20 protein-coding genes are annotated in these 14,167 nt (G+C 71.2%); 12 read left to right on the top strand and 8 right to left on the bottom strand.

Going from position 1 to position 14,167, the window contains the following annotated elements:
• Positions 1 to 52: 52 nt before the first annotated feature.
• Positions 53 to 1,141, top strand: a complete 1,089-nt coding sequence (locus M2283_RS36380; RefSeq protein ID WP_280880753.1) for a family 2 encapsulin nanocompartment cargo protein polyprenyl transferase — start codon at positions 53 to 55, stop codon at positions 1,139 to 1,141.
• Between the two features lie 294 nt (positions 1,142 to 1,435).
• A complete protein-coding gene (locus M2283_RS36375) occupies positions 1,436 to 2,041 on the top strand; it encodes a GNAT family N-acetyltransferase (protein ID WP_280880752.1) in 606 nt (201 codons plus the stop codon).
• A gap of 25 nt (positions 2,042 to 2,066) precedes the next feature.
• Here M2283_RS36375 and M2283_RS36370 read toward each other — a convergent pair whose 3' ends face one another.
• Complete coding sequence (locus M2283_RS36370; RefSeq protein WP_280880751.1) at positions 2,067 to 2,654, bottom strand: TetR/AcrR family transcriptional regulator; 588 nt, start codon at positions 2,652 to 2,654, stop codon at positions 2,067 to 2,069.
• Positions 2,655 to 2,782: 128 nt separating this feature from the next.
• On the opposite strand from M2283_RS36370, the gene M2283_RS36365 reads away from it, so the two are divergent.
• From M2283_RS36365 to M2283_RS36340, 5 genes are all read left to right on the top strand, one after another.
• The gene (locus M2283_RS36365) at positions 2,783 to 3,367 is read left to right on the top strand and encodes a dihydrofolate reductase family protein (RefSeq protein WP_280880750.1); all 585 of its coding nucleotides are present in this window, start codon (positions 2,783 to 2,785) and stop codon (positions 3,365 to 3,367) included.
• A 356-nt stretch (positions 3,368 to 3,723) separates the two neighbouring features.
• Positions 3,724 to 4,137 (top strand): YciI family protein, encoded by a 414-nt coding sequence (locus M2283_RS36355; RefSeq protein ID WP_280880748.1) that lies wholly within the window; start codon positions 3,724 to 3,726, stop codon positions 4,135 to 4,137.
• Between the two features lie 5 nt (positions 4,138 to 4,142).
• Entirely contained in the window at positions 4,143 to 5,351 is a 1,209-nt protein-coding gene (locus tag M2283_RS36350) for an RNA polymerase sigma factor (RefSeq protein WP_280880747.1), read from the top strand.
• Positions 5,352 to 5,393: 42 nt separating this feature from the next.
• Positions 5,394 to 5,711, top strand: a complete 318-nt coding sequence (locus M2283_RS36345) for a DUF952 domain-containing protein (protein ID WP_280880746.1) — start codon at positions 5,394 to 5,396, stop codon at positions 5,709 to 5,711.
• Positions 5,708 to 5,950 carry a hypothetical protein gene (locus M2283_RS36340; RefSeq protein ID WP_280880745.1) on the top strand — a complete coding sequence of 81 codons (243 nt, stop codon included), beginning with the start codon at positions 5,708 to 5,710 and terminating at the stop codon, positions 5,948 to 5,950. Before M2283_RS36345 ends, M2283_RS36340 begins: the two co-directional genes overlap by 4 nt.
• On the opposite strand, the gene M2283_RS36335 is transcribed toward M2283_RS36340, so the two are convergent.
• From M2283_RS36335 to M2283_RS36325, 3 genes are read right to left on the bottom strand one after another with little or no spacing between them, the layout of a single operon-like run.
• Positions 5,934 to 6,698, bottom strand: coding sequence for a VOC family protein (locus M2283_RS36335; protein WP_280880744.1), 765 nt, complete (start codon positions 6,696 to 6,698; stop codon positions 5,934 to 5,936). The two genes, M2283_RS36340 and M2283_RS36335, sit on opposite strands and share 17 nt — an antisense overlap.
• Positions 6,695 to 7,108: a VOC family protein gene (locus tag M2283_RS36330; protein WP_280880835.1), complete on the bottom strand. Its 414-nt coding sequence runs from the start codon at positions 7,106 to 7,108 to the stop codon at positions 6,695 to 6,697. The genes M2283_RS36335 and M2283_RS36330 overlap by 4 nt, the downstream gene beginning before the upstream one ends.
• A gap of 35 nt (positions 7,109 to 7,143) precedes the next feature.
• A complete protein-coding gene (locus tag M2283_RS36325; RefSeq protein WP_280880743.1) occupies positions 7,144 to 7,545 on the bottom strand; it encodes a helix-turn-helix transcriptional regulator in 402 nt (133 codons plus the stop codon).
• Between the two features lie 102 nt (positions 7,546 to 7,647).
• On the opposite strand from M2283_RS36325, the gene M2283_RS36320 reads away from it, so the two are divergent.
• From M2283_RS36320 to ppk2, 3 genes are read left to right on the top strand one after another with little or no spacing between them, the layout of a single operon-like run.
• Positions 7,648 to 8,802: an inorganic phosphate transporter gene (locus M2283_RS36320; protein ID WP_280880742.1), complete on the top strand. Its 1,155-nt coding sequence runs from the start codon at positions 7,648 to 7,650 to the stop codon at positions 8,800 to 8,802.
• Positions 8,803 to 8,818: 16 nt separating this feature from the next.
• Entirely contained in the window at positions 8,819 to 9,052 is a 234-nt protein-coding gene (locus M2283_RS36315) for a hypothetical protein (RefSeq protein ID WP_280880741.1), read from the top strand.
• A 19-nt stretch (positions 9,053 to 9,071) separates the two neighbouring features.
• On the top strand, positions 9,072 to 9,974 hold the full coding sequence (gene ppk2 / locus M2283_RS36310; RefSeq protein WP_280880740.1) for a polyphosphate kinase 2: 903 nt from the start codon (positions 9,072 to 9,074) through the stop codon (positions 9,972 to 9,974).
• 31 nt (positions 9,975 to 10,005) lie between these two features.
• Here the strand turns inward: ppk2 and M2283_RS36305 are convergent, their stop codons facing one another.
• Both M2283_RS36305 and sodN read right to left on the bottom strand, forming a co-directional pair.
• On the bottom strand, positions 10,006 to 10,836 hold the full coding sequence (locus M2283_RS36305) for a M55 family metallopeptidase (protein WP_280880739.1): 831 nt from the start codon (positions 10,834 to 10,836) through the stop codon (positions 10,006 to 10,008).
• Positions 10,837 to 10,971: 135 nt separating this feature from the next.
• A complete protein-coding gene (gene sodN, locus M2283_RS36300) occupies positions 10,972 to 11,367 on the bottom strand; it encodes a superoxide dismutase, Ni (RefSeq protein ID WP_019058247.1) in 396 nt (131 codons plus the stop codon).
• Between the two features lie 144 nt (positions 11,368 to 11,511).
• Here sodN and sodX point away from each other — a divergent pair, with 144 nt between their 5' ends.
• Positions 11,512 to 11,946, top strand: coding sequence for a nickel-type superoxide dismutase maturation protease (sodX, locus tag M2283_RS36295; RefSeq protein ID WP_280880738.1), 435 nt, complete (start codon positions 11,512 to 11,514; stop codon positions 11,944 to 11,946).
• On the opposite strand, the gene M2283_RS36290 is transcribed toward sodX, so the two are convergent.
• Positions 11,850 to 12,479 carry a CGNR zinc finger domain-containing protein gene (locus M2283_RS36290; protein ID WP_280880737.1) on the bottom strand — a complete coding sequence of 210 codons (630 nt, stop codon included), beginning with the start codon at positions 12,477 to 12,479 and terminating at the stop codon, positions 11,850 to 11,852. The two genes, sodX and M2283_RS36290, sit on opposite strands and share 97 nt — an antisense overlap.
• 100 nt (positions 12,480 to 12,579) lie before the next feature.
• On the opposite strand from M2283_RS36290, the gene M2283_RS36285 reads away from it, so the two are divergent.
• Positions 12,580 to 13,338, top strand: coding sequence for a class I SAM-dependent methyltransferase (locus M2283_RS36285; RefSeq protein WP_280880736.1), 759 nt, complete (start codon positions 12,580 to 12,582; stop codon positions 13,336 to 13,338).
• A 75-nt stretch (positions 13,339 to 13,413) separates the two neighbouring features.
• Here the strand turns inward: M2283_RS36285 and M2283_RS36280 are convergent, their stop codons facing one another.
• The gene (locus M2283_RS36280) at positions 13,414 to 14,166 is read right to left on the bottom strand and encodes an amino acid ABC transporter ATP-binding protein (protein ID WP_280880834.1); all 753 of its coding nucleotides are present in this window, start codon (positions 14,164 to 14,166) and stop codon (positions 13,414 to 13,416) included.
• Position 14,167: the final 1 nt, after the last annotated feature.

Below are 14,167 nucleotides of genomic sequence, written 5' to 3'. Positions count from 1 at the left end.
GCCCAGCGGCAGCGGAAGCGCCACCGTCCGCGGACTGACCGAGGGAGATCCCATGGCCGAGTTCACGACGGCGGACCAGGCGGCGGCGGAGCAGCCGTCCGCCGGGGCGCCGCCGCTCGACGGGCACGAGGCGGCGGTGATCCTGGAGCGCACCCGGGCGTCCGTCGACCCCGAACTGCGCGCCGCCATCGACTCGTTGCCCGGCTCCATGCGTCGGATCGCGCTCTACCACTTCGGCTGGGAACACGCGGACGGCACACCGGCGGCGGGCAGCGCGGGCAAGGCGATACGCCCCGCGCTCGTCCTCACCGCGGCCGCCGCACTCGGCGGACCGAGGGCGCGGGCAACGGCTCTACGGGCAGCCGCGGCAGTGGAGTTGGTGCACAACTTCACGCTGCTGCACGACGACGTGATGGACCGCGACACCACGCGCCGGCACCGGCCCACCGCGTGGACGGTGTTCGGCGACGCCGACGCGATCCTCGCCGGGGACGCTCTGCAGGCGCTGGCCCTGGGGCTGCTCGCCGAGGACCCGCACCCGGCGTCCTCGGCGGCCGCCGCCCGACTCGCGTCCTGTGTCGTCGAGTTGTGCGCGGGACAGCACGCGGACACGGCGTTGGAGCGGCGGCACCCCGGCGAGGTCACCCTCGACGAGGTGCTGACCATGGCCGAGGCCAAGACGGGCGCCCTGCTGGGGTGCGCGTGCGCCTTGGGCGCGCTGTACGCGGGGGCGTCGGACGAGGACGTCGAGGCGCTGGACGCGTTCGGCCGGCAGGCCGGGCTCGCCTTCCAGCTGATCGACGACGTCATCGGCATATGGGGCGACCCGAAGCGCACCGGCAAGCCGGCCGGGGCGGATCTGGCCGTCCGCAAGAAGTCCCTGCCCGTCGTCGCGGCGCTCACCTCGGGCACCCCGGCGGCGACCGAGTTGGCCGAACTGTACGAACTCCCTTACGCCAAGGAGGATCTGGAGCGGACGGTGCTGGCCGTGGAGCGGGCCGGCGGACGTGACTGGGCGCAGGTCCAGGCGGCCGACCGGATGGCCCGCGCGATGGACGAACTGACCCGCGCGGTCGCCGACCCGGAGGCGGCGGGCGGCCTGCTGGCCCTGGCGGAGTTCGTGACGCGGCGCAGCACCTGAGCCGAAAGGCGCGAGCAGGAGCAGCCGCGAGGCACGTAACAGGGCCAGGTATTGGGCAGGTATCAGGACCCCGGAGCCAGACCGACCGACCGTGCGGCTCCTGACCCCGCCCGGTCGGCGTCGGCTCCGGTTCGGGCGGGTCCCGCACATCCCCACGGTGTGCGGGGCCCGCCCTTGTACGCACACCCCGCCCACACCCTCCCGCTCTCGCACACGCACTCGATAGGGTCAACCCCCGTATGACCAAGGCCGGTTGGACCGGCCGGGTCCGCTGAGACGAGGGGTGGGCGATCCATGGGCGTGGCGATCCGGACGGCGGGCGAGGGCGACCGGGAGCTGGTGGTGCGGCTGCTGGACGAGGCCTTCCAGGAGGATCCGGTCAGCAACTGGGTCTTCCCCGGCGAGGAGTACCGCCGTACGACCCATCACCGGTTGATGGCGGCCTTCACCGACATCGTGTTCGCCGAGGGCCGGATCGACATCGCCGAGGACGGCGCCGCGTGCGCGCTGTGGCTGTCGGTGCCCGCGGGGGAGCACACCGACGCCGAAGGCGACGACGACGGTCCCGTCCAACTCCGTGCCGCCGTCGACCCGGAGAACGAGCGCGTCGAGCTGATCGGCCGGCTCACGCAGGACATCCACCCCGCCGACCGCGCCCACGAGTACCTCTGGATGATCGGCGTCGCGCCGGGGCGCCAGGGCGAGGGCCTCGGCGCCGCGCTCATCGGTCACGTACTCGACCGCTGCGACCGCGAGGGCCTGCACGCGTATCTGGAGGCGAGCAGCGCCCGCAGCCGCGCCCTGTACGAGCGACTCGGCTTCGCGCTCGTCGACCGCCCCCTCGACCTGCCCGACGGCCCGCAGATGTGGCCGATGTGGCGCGAACCCGCGGCCGAGTAGCCGCCACTCCGGCTGGGCTCGGGCTCTACTCCGGCACCACCGTCGCCACGATCCGCTCCACCAGCCCCTCCGGCACACCCACCCCGGGCAGTACGCCGTCCAGGACGCCCGGCAGGGTCAGGTGCTCCACGATCAGGCCGAGCATGGCGAGATAGAGCACGGCGACCGTCTCGTCGCCGCCCGGCAGGCCCGCCTCGCGGTGGAAGGTCATGCCCTCCTCCAGGTCGGCGCGGACCGACTCGGTGTAGGAGGCGCGCAGTTCGGGGCGCCGGGTGGCTTCGAGGCGCATCTCCAGGAGGGCGAGGTAGCCCGTGCGGTCGCCGGTCGCCCGCGCCATGATGTCCCGCATGAGGGCGGCGACCAGGGCGCGGTCCTTCGGCGCCTTCATCAGCTCGCCGAGCACCTCGGGGTCGGGGGCCAGCCGCAGGTGCAGCCGGGCGTCGATCTGGCGGAGCAGTTCGTCGCGGCCGGTGAAGTAGTTGGAGGCCGTGCCCGCCGGCACCCCCGCCTCGGCGTCCACCGCGCGGAACGTCAGCCCCCGCGCCCCCTCGCGCGCCAGCACCTCGACCCCGGCGTCGACGAGAGCCGCCCTGCGCTGTGGGTTGCCCGCCATGCGGAATCCCCTCTCCTGCTTGACCCGGTTCCGGGGTTCACCCGGAAACGCCCTTGCGACCACTACAGGTGAAGTACTACAACTGGAGTGGTTCACACGGCCCCCGCAGCCTACGGAAAGAGCACAGCTTGCGAAAGCTCACCTACTTCATCGCCTGCTCCATCGACGGCTTCATCGGCGACCCGGAGGGCGACGCCTCGTCCATGCTCGCCTTCGTCGACGAGGAGTTCTTCGGCTTCCTCAAGGCGGAGTACCCCGAGACCCTCCCCACCCACGGCCGCCGGCCGCTCGGCCTCGACGACCTGCCGAACAAGCGGTTCGACACGATCGTCCAGGGCCGGGCCAGCTACGACATCGCGCTGAAGGAGGGCGTCACCAGCCCGTACGCCCACCTGCGCCAGTACGTGGCCTCGCGCACTCTGACGGAGTCGCCCGACCCGGACGTCGAGATCATCGCGGAGGACCTGGTCGACCGGGTCCGCGCGCTCAAGGCGGAGGACGGCGAGCTCGGCGTCTACCTGTGCGGCGGCTCCCGGCTGGCCGGCGAACTGCTCGGCGAGATCGACGAGTTGGTCATCAAGACCTACCCGCAGGTGTACGGCTCCGGCATGCCGATGTTCGGCGCCGGCTTCTCCGTGACCGACTTCGCCCTGGAGTCCGTACGCGTCTTCACCAACGGCGTCCTCGTCCGCACGTACGCACGCAAGCGCTGACCGTCCTACGCTGAGGGCATGGACAGCTCAGAGCACGTCTGTCCGGCTTGCGGACAGCCTGTGGAGACGGTCGTCCGGCGCCACAAGACGCTGGGCGCATGGGTCCCGCGATGGGTGGCGGGACCGTGCAAGAACCCGAAGTGCGAGACGTACGTCGGAGGGGATGCCGCACCGGGCGGGGAGCCCGGGAAGTCCCCCGCGGGCAGTCCCTGACCCGCGCGCGGGACGTTCCTGAACCCCGCGGAAAAAACTCCGCGAAAAAAATCCCCCGCCCCTGTCGAGAACCCGGATCCGGCTCCGACGTCCCCAGTGAGAAGCTGCCCACCCCGGGCGGCACCAGCCGAAGGAGCGGACTCATGAAGTACCTGGTCATGGTGCAGGGCACGCAGGCGGACTACGACGGCATGCAGGGCAAGCCCACCCCGGGGTCCCCGGCCTGGAGCGAGGCGGAGATGCAGGCGATGTTCGCCTACATGGGCGCCATCAACGACGACCTGTCCGAGTCGGGCGAGCTCATCGACGCACAGGGGCTGACCGAGCCGGCGAAGACCCGGCTGGTCGCGCAGGGCGAGGACGGCAAGGCCGTGATCACCGACGGGCCGTACAGCGAGACCAAGGAGCTGATGGCCGGCTACTGGGTCCTGGACTGCGCGAGCCTGGAGCGCGTCACGGAGATCGCCGAGCGCGTCACCCGTTGCCCGCAGCCCGCGGACGCCGCCACGCGCGCGGTGGTCATCCGGCCCATCCAGGACGGATCCGGGGACGTCTGAGCCGTATGCGGGACACCACCGGCATCGAGGACCTGCTGCGCCCACACGCGCCGCAGGTCCTCGGCGCGCTCGTGCGCCGGTACGGCCATTTCGACGCGGCCGAGGACGCCGTACAGGAGGCTTTGCTCGCGGCGGCCGGGCAGTGGCCGTCGGCGGGCGTTCCGGACAACCCGCGCGGCTGGCTGATCAAGGTCGCCTCGCGGCGGCTGACGGACGTGCTGCGCGCCGACGAGGCCCGCCGGGCGCGCGAGGAGCGGGCGGTGGCCCTCGAAGCGCGCGCGCCGATCACCGCCGAGGACCGGGCCCCGCGCGAGGACGACACCCTCTCGCTGCTCTTCCTGTGCTGCCACCCCGACCTGCCCCCGCCCGCCCAGATCGCGCTCACCCTGCGCGCGGTCGGCGGCCTGACCACCGCGGAGATCGCCCGTGCCTACCTGGTCCCCGAGCCGACGATGGCCCAGCGCATCAGCCGGGCCAAGGCGAAGGTGCGGGGCGTGCGCTTCGGCCGCCCGGACAGCTGGCAGCACCGGCTGCCCGCCGTCCTGCACACCCTCTACCTGATCTTCAACGAGGGGTATACGGCGACTTCCGGTACGAGCCTGCAGCGCCGGGAGCTGTCCGGCGAGGCGATCCGGCTGACCCGTACCGTGCAGCGGCTGCTGCCCGAGGACGGCGAGGTGGCCGGGCTGCTCGCCCTGATGCTGCTCACCGACGCCCGCCGCGAGGCCCGCACCGGCCCGCACGGCGAACTCGTGCCGCTCGACGAACAGGACCGCGACCGCTGGGACAAGGCCGCCATCGAGGAGGGCGTCGCCCTGGTGACGCGCGCGCTGGCCCGGGGGCAGGCCGGGCCCTACCAGGTGCGCGCGGCCGTCGCGGCCCTGCACGACGAGGCGCCGGACGCGGCGGCCACCGACTGGCACCAGATCCTCGGCCTGTACGAGGTGCTGGTCCGCCTGGTCCCCGGACCCGTCGAGCGCCTCAACCGTGCCGTCGCGGTCGCCATGGTCGACGGCCCGCACGCCGGGCTCGCCGAAATCGACGTCCTGGAAGGGGAGTTGGGCCACCGTCCGGACGCGGTGCGCGGACATCTCCTGGAGCGGGCGGGCGCGTACGAGAAGGCCCGCGCCGCCTATGAGTCGGCGGCCGGGCAGACCCTGAGCCTGCCCGAGCAGCGCTATCTGCGGGCGCGGGCGGCGCGGCTCGGGCCGTGACCCTGACGTGTCGCGGCCGAGGCCGACCCGTACCGTGATCCCATGCCCGAGCCCATCCTGCACCTGACCGAACGCGCCCTCTGGGACGCCGCCCGCGCGAAGGGCACGTACGAGATCTCGACGCGTGGCCGGACCCTCCAGGAGGAGGGCTTCGTGCACTGCTCGACCCGCGCCCAACTCCCGCGCACCGCCGCCGCGTTCTTCGCGGGCCTGGACGACCTGGTGGTCCTGGTCATCGACCCCGATCTGCTCGGCGTAGCGGTGAAGTACGAGTCGGCGCAGCCCGGCGGCGAGGAGTTCCCGCACGTGTACGGGCCGATCCCGGTGGCCGCGGTCGTCGATGTGGAGCCGTGGGTGTGATCGGCTTACCGCGCCGTCGGGTGTGGCGGCGGGTGCTGCTGGTGTGGGCGGTCGCCGTGGTCCTCGGGGGCGGGCTGACGCTGTTGCTGCGGGACGCGGCGCAGTCGGCTTCGCAGGTCGGGCCGGAGGAGAGCAGCCCCAGTCCATCGCTTCCGGAGGGCTGGGAGAGCCTGTGCCCGCAGGCCACGGCAGCCGCGGACGGGGAGGACGTCCTGTGCTTCATCAGGACCCGGCCGTAGCGACCCCGCTCGGCAGTCCGCCCGTCTCCGGGTCCCGGCCGGTCAGGCAGTACAGGCCGCCCGTCGGGTCGCGCAGCACCGTCCAATGAGGGGCGCGGGCCACCAACTCGGCGCCGAGGTGCTCGTGTTCGGCCTGGGTGGCGTCGATGTCGGCGCAGGCCAGGTCCAGATGGGCGGAGGCCGGCCGTTCCTCGTCGAGGCGTTGGAGGAGGATGCGGATCGGCAGGCCGGGCGGCGGCTTGAGGACGTGGAACTCGGGCCGCGAGCCGGGCAGTGACTGCCAGTCCGTCAACAGGGCGCTCCAGAAGGCGATTTCGGCCTCGTAGACGGACGGCGGAAGGTCCAGGCACACCTGGTCCAACCGGCTGCCGCGCACGACGGGCGGCCGTACGGACTCGCCGTGCTCCCAGGGGCCGGCACAGAACAGTTGGCCGGCGGGCGAGCGAAGGACTGCCCACCGCGCGTGGTCGGTGACCAGCTCCGCCCCCAGTTTCAGCGCCGCGTCCACGAGCGCCGGTACGTCCTCGACGGCGAAGTCGAGATGCGCACCACCCTCGCCCGAGACGACCCCTTGGACCTTCAGCACGGCATCGGCGTCCTCCGAGATCAGGGTCACGAACTCCTGCCGCTCACCCCGCAGTTCGGACAACCGGGTGTCCGTGACCGCCGTCCAGAACTCGCAGGCGCGGCTGAAGTGCGTGAGGGGGCGGTCGATGAAGGCGTGGGTCCACAGAACCGGTTGGTTCACGCGGCCCGCTCCATGAACCGCAGCACATTGCCCGCCGGGTCCCGGAACGCGCAGTCCCGCACCCCGTACGGCTGGTCCATCGGCTCCTGGAGCACGTCGGCGCCGGACTCCTCGACCTTGGCGTACAGGGCGTCGCAGCTCTCGGTGGTGAAGATGACCCCGCGCAGCACACCCTTGGCCAGCAACTGCGCCATCGCCTCGCGGTCGGCGGGCGAGAAGTCGGGGCTGGCGGCCGGCGGCTCCAGGACGATCGACACGTCCGGCTGCAGCGGCGACCCGACGGTCACCCACCGCATCCCCTCGAACCCGACGTCGTTGCGGACCTCCAGGCCCAGCACGTCACGGTAGAAGGCGATCGCCTTGTCGTGGTCGTCGACGGCGATGAAACACTGGTGCAGCTTCAGGTCCATGGCATCCATGGGACCAATCTAGCCATGGGGCCGATTCAGAGGCGGTACGTCTTTTTCGGGCGGGTGTAGGTCCGGGCGACGCACGGCGGGATCAGTGCGCTGTCCTCGTGCGAGCGGGCCCGGTAGGCGCTCGGCGTCTCGCCGACCAGCTCCGTGAAGCGGGAGCTGAAGGAGCCCAGCGACGTACAGCCGACCGCGACGCAGACCTCCGTCACGCTCAGGTCGCCCCGCCGCAGCAGGGCCTTGGCGCGCTCGATGCGGCGGGTCATGAGGTAGCTGTACGGCGTCTCGCCGAAGGCCGCGCGGAAGCTGCGCTGGAAGTGGCCCGGTGACATCAGTGCGGTGCGTGCGAGGGCCGGGACGTCGAGGGGCTCGGCGTACTCGCGGTCCATCCGGTCGCGGGCCTGCCGCAGCCGCACCAGATCGTCGAGGTTCACCACGTCAGCATTGCACGATCCTCACCGCGCGGGTGCTTGGTCCTGAAGCGCCCTTTGCCTTGAGTTCGCCTGCTGTACGGAAGCGCTTGTTCCCATGAAGGAATGGACCACATCACGTTCCTCGTGGCCGTCGTCATCGTCACGGCCCTGGCCTTCGACTTCACCAACGGATTCCACGACACCGCGAACGCGATGGCCACGTCCATCGCCACCGGTGCCCTCAAGCCGAAAACCGCCGTGCTCATCAGCGGTGTGCTCAACATCGTCGGCGCCTTCCTGTCCACGGAGGTCGCCAAGACGATCTCCGGCGGCATCGTGGACGACACCCTGGTCACACCGGGGATGATCTTCGCAGGGCTCATCGGCGCGATCCTGTGGAACCTGATGACCTGGCTGGTCGGGCTGCCGTCCAGTTCCTCGCACGCGCTCTTCGGTGGCCTGATCGGCGCGGTGTGGGTGGGCGCGGGGTCCAACGGCGTCCACTTCGACAAGGTGGTCGAGAAGATCCTGATCCCCGCGGTCGCCTCGCCGATCGTGGCGGGCGTCGCGGCCCTGATCGCCACCTTCCTCGCCTACAAGCTCACCGCCCGGGGCCGCAAGAAGTCGGTGACCAAGGGCTTCCGGCTCGGCCAGATCGCCTCGGCCTCGCTGGTCTCGCTGGCCCACGGCACCAACGACGCCCAGAAGACCATGGGCGTCATCACCCTGACCCTGATCTCCGCGGGCGCCCTCGGCCACGACGCCGGCCCGCCGGTGTGGGTCATCGCCTGCGCCGGTCTCGCCATCGGCCTCGGCACCTACCTCGGCGGCTGGCGCATCATCCGCACCATGGGCAAGGGCCTCACCGAGATCCAGTCCCCGCAGGGCTTCGCCGCGGAGACGGCCTCCACGACCGTCATCCTCACCTCGGCCCACCTCGGCTTCGCCCTGTCGACCACGCAGGTCGCCTCCGGCAGCATCCTCGGCGCGGGCCTGGGCCGGCGTCTGGCGGAGGTCCGCTGGGGCGTCGCGGGCCGGATGGCCGCCGCCTGGCTGATCACGCTGCCGTGCGCGGCCCTGGTCGGCGGCATCTCGGCCGCCGCGGTCAAGCACGGGGGCAACTTCGGCACGGTCGTCGTCGCGCTGGTCGGCGCCGCGGTCGCCGCCGGCATCGTCGTCCTCTCGCGCCGCAACCCGGTGCACGCCGACAACGTCAACGACCACCACGAGGTCGCCGTCCGCACCCCGGCACCGACCCACGTCGGCACCGCCGCCTGAGCCAGGGAGACTCGACATGCATCTGGACTGGAACGCACTCGGCGAGGTCGCCGCGGTGAGCATCGGCGTCACGGTGGCCGTGGTCGTCGTCTTCGCCCTCGGCGTACTGGGTCTCGCCCGTTCCGAGGGAGCGCGCGAGGATGGCGGGGGCACGTCGGCCGTCGGCGCCGCCCAGGCCGGGCTCTGCTTCCTGGCCTGCGCGGCCGTGGTGGCGTACGGAATCTATCTGATCGTTCCGCAGTTCCACTGAGCGCGAGGAGGAGGACGGGATGACGACGACACCCCTGCTGTCCGACCTGAAGGTCGACTACAGCGACCCCGACGAGCCCGTGCTCATCCGGCCCGACGGGAGCCCGGTCGACACCTGGCGGGAGAACTACCCGTACCCGGAGCGCATGGAGCGCAAGGAGTACGACTGGCACAAGCGGCTCCAGCAGATCGAACTGCTGAAGCTGCAGAGCTGGATCAAGGAGACCGGGCGCAGGCTCGTCATCGTCTTCGAGGGACGGGACGCGGCCGGCAAGGGCGGCACCATCAAGCGGTTCACGGAGCACCTCAACCCGCGCGGGGCGCGGGTGGTGGCCCTGGAGAAGCCCACGGAACGCGAGAGCGGCCAGTGGTACTTCCAGCGCTACGTCCAGCACCTCCCCACCGCCGGCGAGATAGTGCTCTTCGACCGCTCCTGGTACAACCGGGCCGGCGTCGAGCGGGTCATGGGCTTCTGCTCGGACGACGAGTACCGGCGCTTCATGCGCCAGGCCCCGCTGTTCGAGCGGATGCTCGCGGACGACGGCGTGGACCTGCTCAAGTTCTGGTTCTCGGTCTCGCAGGGCGAACAGCGCACCCGCTTCACCATCCGCCAGGTCGACCCCGTACGGCAGTGGAAGCTCAGCCCCATGGACCTCGCGTCCCTGGACCTGTGGGAGGACTACACCGCCGCCAAGGTCGCCATGTTCCGCGAGACCGACACGGAACACGCACCCTGGACGGTGGTGAAGAGCAACGACAAGAAGCGCGCCCGCGTCGAGGCCATGCGCAGCGTGCTGGCCCGCTTCGACTACCACGGCAAGGACGAGGAGGTCGTCGGCAGCCCGGACCCACGCATCGTGGGCGAGGCGGCGGGACTCCTGGAGGCGGGCGAGGACGACCACGAACCCGTCGAACCCGCCTGAGGACCTTGTGGCCGGTCAGCCGGTCAGCCGGTCAGCAGTACGGCTGCTGGTTGGTGAGCGAGGCCGCCACCCGCATCCACACGCCGAAGAGCCGGTACAGGCCGGGCAGCGCGCCCCGGGCCTGTACGGTTCGGGCGTCCGTCGAGGTGACCCCGGGAATCCCCAGCAGGGTCGAGGCCACCGAGGCCGACTGCCAGCGGACGGTGAGGGCGGCCGGTTCCGGAGTCGGCGACGGTGCCGGCAGAGGCGCGGCGAGCCGGGAGGCGACGGCCTCCTCGATCGCCGTCCGTGCCTCGTCCGAGGGACGCAGACCGGCGGCGAAGCGATCACGCGCGTACTTCACGGCCACCGTGGTGACGGAGTCGTCCCACGCCGTCATCTCCGCGCAGGCCCGGTCGTCACCGGTGAGCACCACCACCGGCACCCCGAGCGCCGCCGCGGTGGCCTGTGCCAGACCGATCTCGCCCACCGGGCGGCCGTCCAGCCACATGTCCTCGATCTCGTGCCCCATGAAGCTGTGACTCAGTACGCCGAGCTCGCCGGCCCGCGCGTGGTACCCGACGCAGATCACCGCGTCGTGCTCGGGACCGAGCCCTTCGAGCATCAGCATCTGCTTGGGCTTGCCGCGGAGGAGCCGGGCCGCCGGGTGCAGCGCCTCGGGCACGAGGTTGCGCATGGGGCCGTGCGCGTCGTTCACGGTGACCTCGGTGGCCCCGGCCGCGACGGCACCCCGCACGGCGGCGTTGACGTCCTCGGCCATCATCAGCCGGCCCCGCTCGTAGTCCCGGCCGCCGGGCTGGACGTCGTCGGCGTCCACGAGGCCGGTGACGCCTTCCATGTCCGCGGTGATGTAGATCCGCACCTTGCGTGTTCCTCCGTCGACGAGAGCTGTGCCGGACGCCGAAGGGGCTCGACCGGAGGATCCGGTCGAGCCCCTTCGGGATGCCCGCTGACCTGCGATGGTGCACCGATCGCCGGTCTGTGGACGGGAAGTCCGTCAGGCCTTCTTGGTCTCCCAGAAGATCTTGTCGATCTGGGCGATGTAGTCGAGGGCCTTCTGGCCGGTCGCCGGGTCGGTGGACGCCTTGGCGGCCGAGAGGGCCTTCAGGGTGTCGTTGACCAGCTGGTGCAGCTCCGGGTACTTCTCGAAGTGCGGGGGCTTGAAGTAGTCGCTCCAGAGCACCGAGACGTGGTGCTTCGCGAGCTCGGCGCGCTGCTCCTTGATGACGATGGCGCGCGCCTGGAAGTGCGGGTCGTCGTTGGCGGCCATCTTGTCCTGCACGGCCTTCACCGACTCCGCCTCGATGCGGGCCTGGGCCGGGTCGTACACACCGCAGGGCAGGTCGCAGTGCGCGCTGACCTTCACCTTGGGGGCAAACAGGCGGGAAAGCATGGAGCATTCCTTCCTCGTGATCGTCTTCTCAGGTGGGACATTACTCCCTGGGAAGCTTGATTTCGCGGGTGCCCCCTAGGGCTTAGGACAAAAGTCCAGGGTCAGACTGAGACTGGTGGATGAACGACCGGGGAGGTGCCGGGGATGCCGGAGCTGTCGCAGGAGATCGAGCGCGGAAGGGCGCTGCTGCCTTTCGGGGTGGCCGAGGTGACCGGGCCGTCGATGGTGCCCACACTGCGGCACGGGGACCGTCTCGTGGTGCGGTGGGGGGCCAGGATCAGGCCCGGTGACGTGGTCGTCCTGCGGCATCCGTTCCAACAGGACCTGCTGGTCGTCAAGCGCGCGGTGGAGCGCCGCGACGGCGGCTGGTGGGTGCTCGGCGACAACTCGTACGCGGGCGGGGACAGCACCGACTACGGCGCCGTCCCCGAGGACCTGGTGCTGGGCAAGGTCCGGTTCCGCTACCGCCCGCCCAAGGCGGATCAGCGCTCGCCGCTCGCGGTGGCCCGCTGGGTGCTGTCGGCGGCCCGGCCCGTGCTGTCCGGCCGGTCGGCCTCCAGGCGCTTGCGGGCCCGGTAGGCGGCCACGTTGGCACGGGTCGCGCAGCGGTCCGAGCAGTAGCGCCGTGAGCGGTTGGTCGAGGTGTCCAGGTAGGCGTTGCGGCAGGGGGGCGCCTCGCACAGGCCCAGCCGGTCCACGCCGTACTCGGTGAGGTGGAAGGCCAGGCCCATCGCCGCGATGGCCGCGTAGCCGGCGGTCGCGTTGGACGGGTGGTCCGCCAGGTGCATGTGCCACAGCGGGCGCCCGTCGTCGTCCCGGAAGTTGTGTCCGGAGATCTGCGGGCTCACCGGGAACTCCAGCAGGAGCGAGTTCAGCAGGTTGACCGCGAGCGTCTCGTCGCCGCCGTCCGCCGCCTCGAAGACCGCCCGCAGCCGGGCCCGGACCGAACGGAAGCGCGTGACGTCGGCGTCGGTGGTGCGGCGGGCCGACTCCTGGTTGGCGCCGAACAGCTCCCGCACGGCCTCGACCGAGGTCAGGCCGTCCGTCCCCCGGGCCGGCTCCTCGGTGTTGACGAGACGTACGGCGTAATCCGAGTAATAGGCCAGTTCCACTTGTAGTCCTTACAGAGGCGCTCTATGGTCGTGGGTGCGGTCGGGTAACAGCCGGTCGTGTATCCAGGGTATTACGCGGCTGAAGGGAAGAGGGGATTCCATGGCCACTGCGACCGGAACCGACTGGCAGTCCTGGCAGGAGAGCTGGGACCGGCAGCAGGAGTGGTACATGCCGGACCGCGAGGAGCGGTTCCGGATCATGCTGGACATGGTCGAGGCCTTCGCGGGACCCGAACCCCGCGTCCTCGACCTCGCCTGCGGCACCGGCAGCATCACGGCCCGGCTGCTGGCCCGCTTCCCGAAGGCCGTCAGCACCGGCATCGACCTAGACCCGGCCCTGCTCGCCATCGCCCGCGGCACCTTCGAGGGCGACGACCGGGTCTCCTTCGTAGAAGCCGATCTCAAGGACCCGGACTGGCCCTCGCGACTGCCCTACGAGTCCTACGACGCAGTCCTGACGGCGACTGCCCTGCACTGGCTGCACACCGACCCCCTCGCGGCCCTCTACGGCCAGGTCGCCGAACTCGTCCGCCACGGCGGCGTCTTCATGAACGCCGACCACATGATCGACGAGACCACGCCCCGGATCAACGCGGCCGAATCCGGACAGCGCCACCGGCAGATGGACCGGGCCCTGCGCGACGGCGCCCTCGACTGGGCCGAATGGTGGCAGCGCGCCGCCGAGGACCCCGTCCTCGCCGCCCCCACCGCCCGCCGCTTCGAGATCTACGGCGCCCACGCGGACGGCGACATGCCCTCCGCCCAGTGGCACGCACGCGTGCTGCGCGAGAAGGGCTTCGGGGAGGCGCGTCCCGTGTGGTGCTCACCGTCGGACACGCTGCTGCTCGCGCTGAAGTGACCTGAGCGCACGGGAAAGGGGCGGTACGAGGTTCCGTACCGCCCCTTTCCGCTGTCGTACCGCCTAGGGCACCCGCTACAGCACCTTGGACAGGAACGACTGGGTCCGCTCGTGCTGCGGATTGGTCAGGACGTCACGCGGGTTGCCGGACTCGACGACCACGCCGCCGTCCATGAAGACCAGGCTGTCGCCGACCTCGCGGGCGAAGCCCATCTCGTGGGTGACGACGATCATCGTCATGCCGGACTCGGCGAGGTCGCGCATGACGTCGAGGACGTCACCGACCAGCTCCGGGTCGAGGGCCGAGGTGGGCTCGTCGAAGAGCATCAGCTTCGGGTCCATGGCCAGGGCCCGGGCGATGGCGACGCGCTGCTGCTGGCCGCCGGAGAGCTGCGAGGGGTAGGTGCCGGCCTTGTCGGCCAGGCCGACCCGGTCCAGGAGCTGCTGGGCGCGTTCCCTGGCCTGGGCCCGGGTCGCGCCCTTGACCTGGATCGGCGCCTCGATGATGTTCTCCAGCGCCGTCATGTGCGGGAACAGGTTGAAGCGCTGGAAGACCATGCCGATGTCCCGGCGCTTCACCGCGACCTCGCTGTCCTTGAGCTCGTACAGCTTGTCGCCCTTCTGGCGGTAGCCGACCAGCTCCCCGTCGACGTACAGCCGCCCGGCGTTGACCTTCTCCAGGTGGTTGATGCACCGCAGGAAGGTCGACTTGCCGGAGCCGGAGGGGCCGATGAGGCAGAAGACCTCGCCGGACTTCACCTCCAGGTCGATGCCCTTGAGGACCTCGACGGGACCGAAGGACTTGTGGACGCCCTCGGCCTTGACCATT

It is taken from the genome of Streptomyces pseudovenezuelae, from assembly GCF_029892565.1.
GTDB lineage: Bacteria > Actinomycetota > Actinomycetes > Streptomycetales > Streptomycetaceae > Streptomyces > Streptomyces pseudovenezuelae_A.
This window is presented reverse-complemented; position numbering and strand designations above follow the sequence as displayed.

What these genes read in the sequence shown, in the direction of transcription:
- M2283_RS36350 (WP_280880747.1), top strand. Translation starts at nt 4,143, where the DNA reads ATGCGGGACACCACCGGCATCGAGGACCTGCTGCGCCCACACGCGCCG.
- ppk2 (WP_280880740.1), top strand. Translation starts at nt 9,072, where the DNA reads ATGACGACGACACCCCTGCTGTCCGACCTGAAGGTCGACTACAGCGAC.
- sodN (WP_019058247.1), bottom strand. Translation starts at nt 11,367, where the DNA reads ATGCTTTCCCGCCTGTTTGCCCCCAAGGTGAAGGTCAGCGCGCACTGC.
- M2283_RS36370 (WP_280880751.1), bottom strand. Translation starts at nt 2,654, where the DNA reads ATGGCGGGCAACCCACAGCGCAGGGCGGCTCTCGTCGACGCCGGGGTC.
- M2283_RS36330 (WP_280880835.1), bottom strand. Translation starts at nt 7,108, where the DNA reads ATGGACCTGAAGCTGCACCAGTGTTTCATCGCCGTCGACGACCACGAC.
- M2283_RS36375 (WP_280880752.1), top strand. Translation starts at nt 1,436, where the DNA reads ATGGGCGTGGCGATCCGGACGGCGGGCGAGGGCGACCGGGAGCTGGTG.
- M2283_RS36315 (WP_280880741.1), top strand. Translation starts at nt 8,819, where the DNA reads ATGCATCTGGACTGGAACGCACTCGGCGAGGTCGCCGCGGTGAGCATC.
- M2283_RS36380 (WP_280880753.1), top strand. Translation starts at nt 53, where the DNA reads ATGGCCGAGTTCACGACGGCGGACCAGGCGGCGGCGGAGCAGCCGTCC.
- M2283_RS36345 (WP_280880746.1), top strand. Translation starts at nt 5,394, where the DNA reads ATGCCCGAGCCCATCCTGCACCTGACCGAACGCGCCCTCTGGGACGCC.
- M2283_RS36355 (WP_280880748.1), top strand. Translation starts at nt 3,724, where the DNA reads ATGAAGTACCTGGTCATGGTGCAGGGCACGCAGGCGGACTACGACGGC.
- sodX (WP_280880738.1), top strand. Translation starts at nt 11,512, where the DNA reads ATGCCGGAGCTGTCGCAGGAGATCGAGCGCGGAAGGGCGCTGCTGCCT.
- M2283_RS36285 (WP_280880736.1), top strand. Translation starts at nt 12,580, where the DNA reads ATGGCCACTGCGACCGGAACCGACTGGCAGTCCTGGCAGGAGAGCTGG.
- M2283_RS36280 (WP_280880834.1), bottom strand. Translation starts at nt 14,166, where the DNA reads ATGGTCAAGGCCGAGGGCGTCCACAAGTCCTTCGGTCCCGTCGAGGTC.
- M2283_RS36320 (WP_280880742.1), top strand. Translation starts at nt 7,648, where the DNA reads ATGGACCACATCACGTTCCTCGTGGCCGTCGTCATCGTCACGGCCCTG.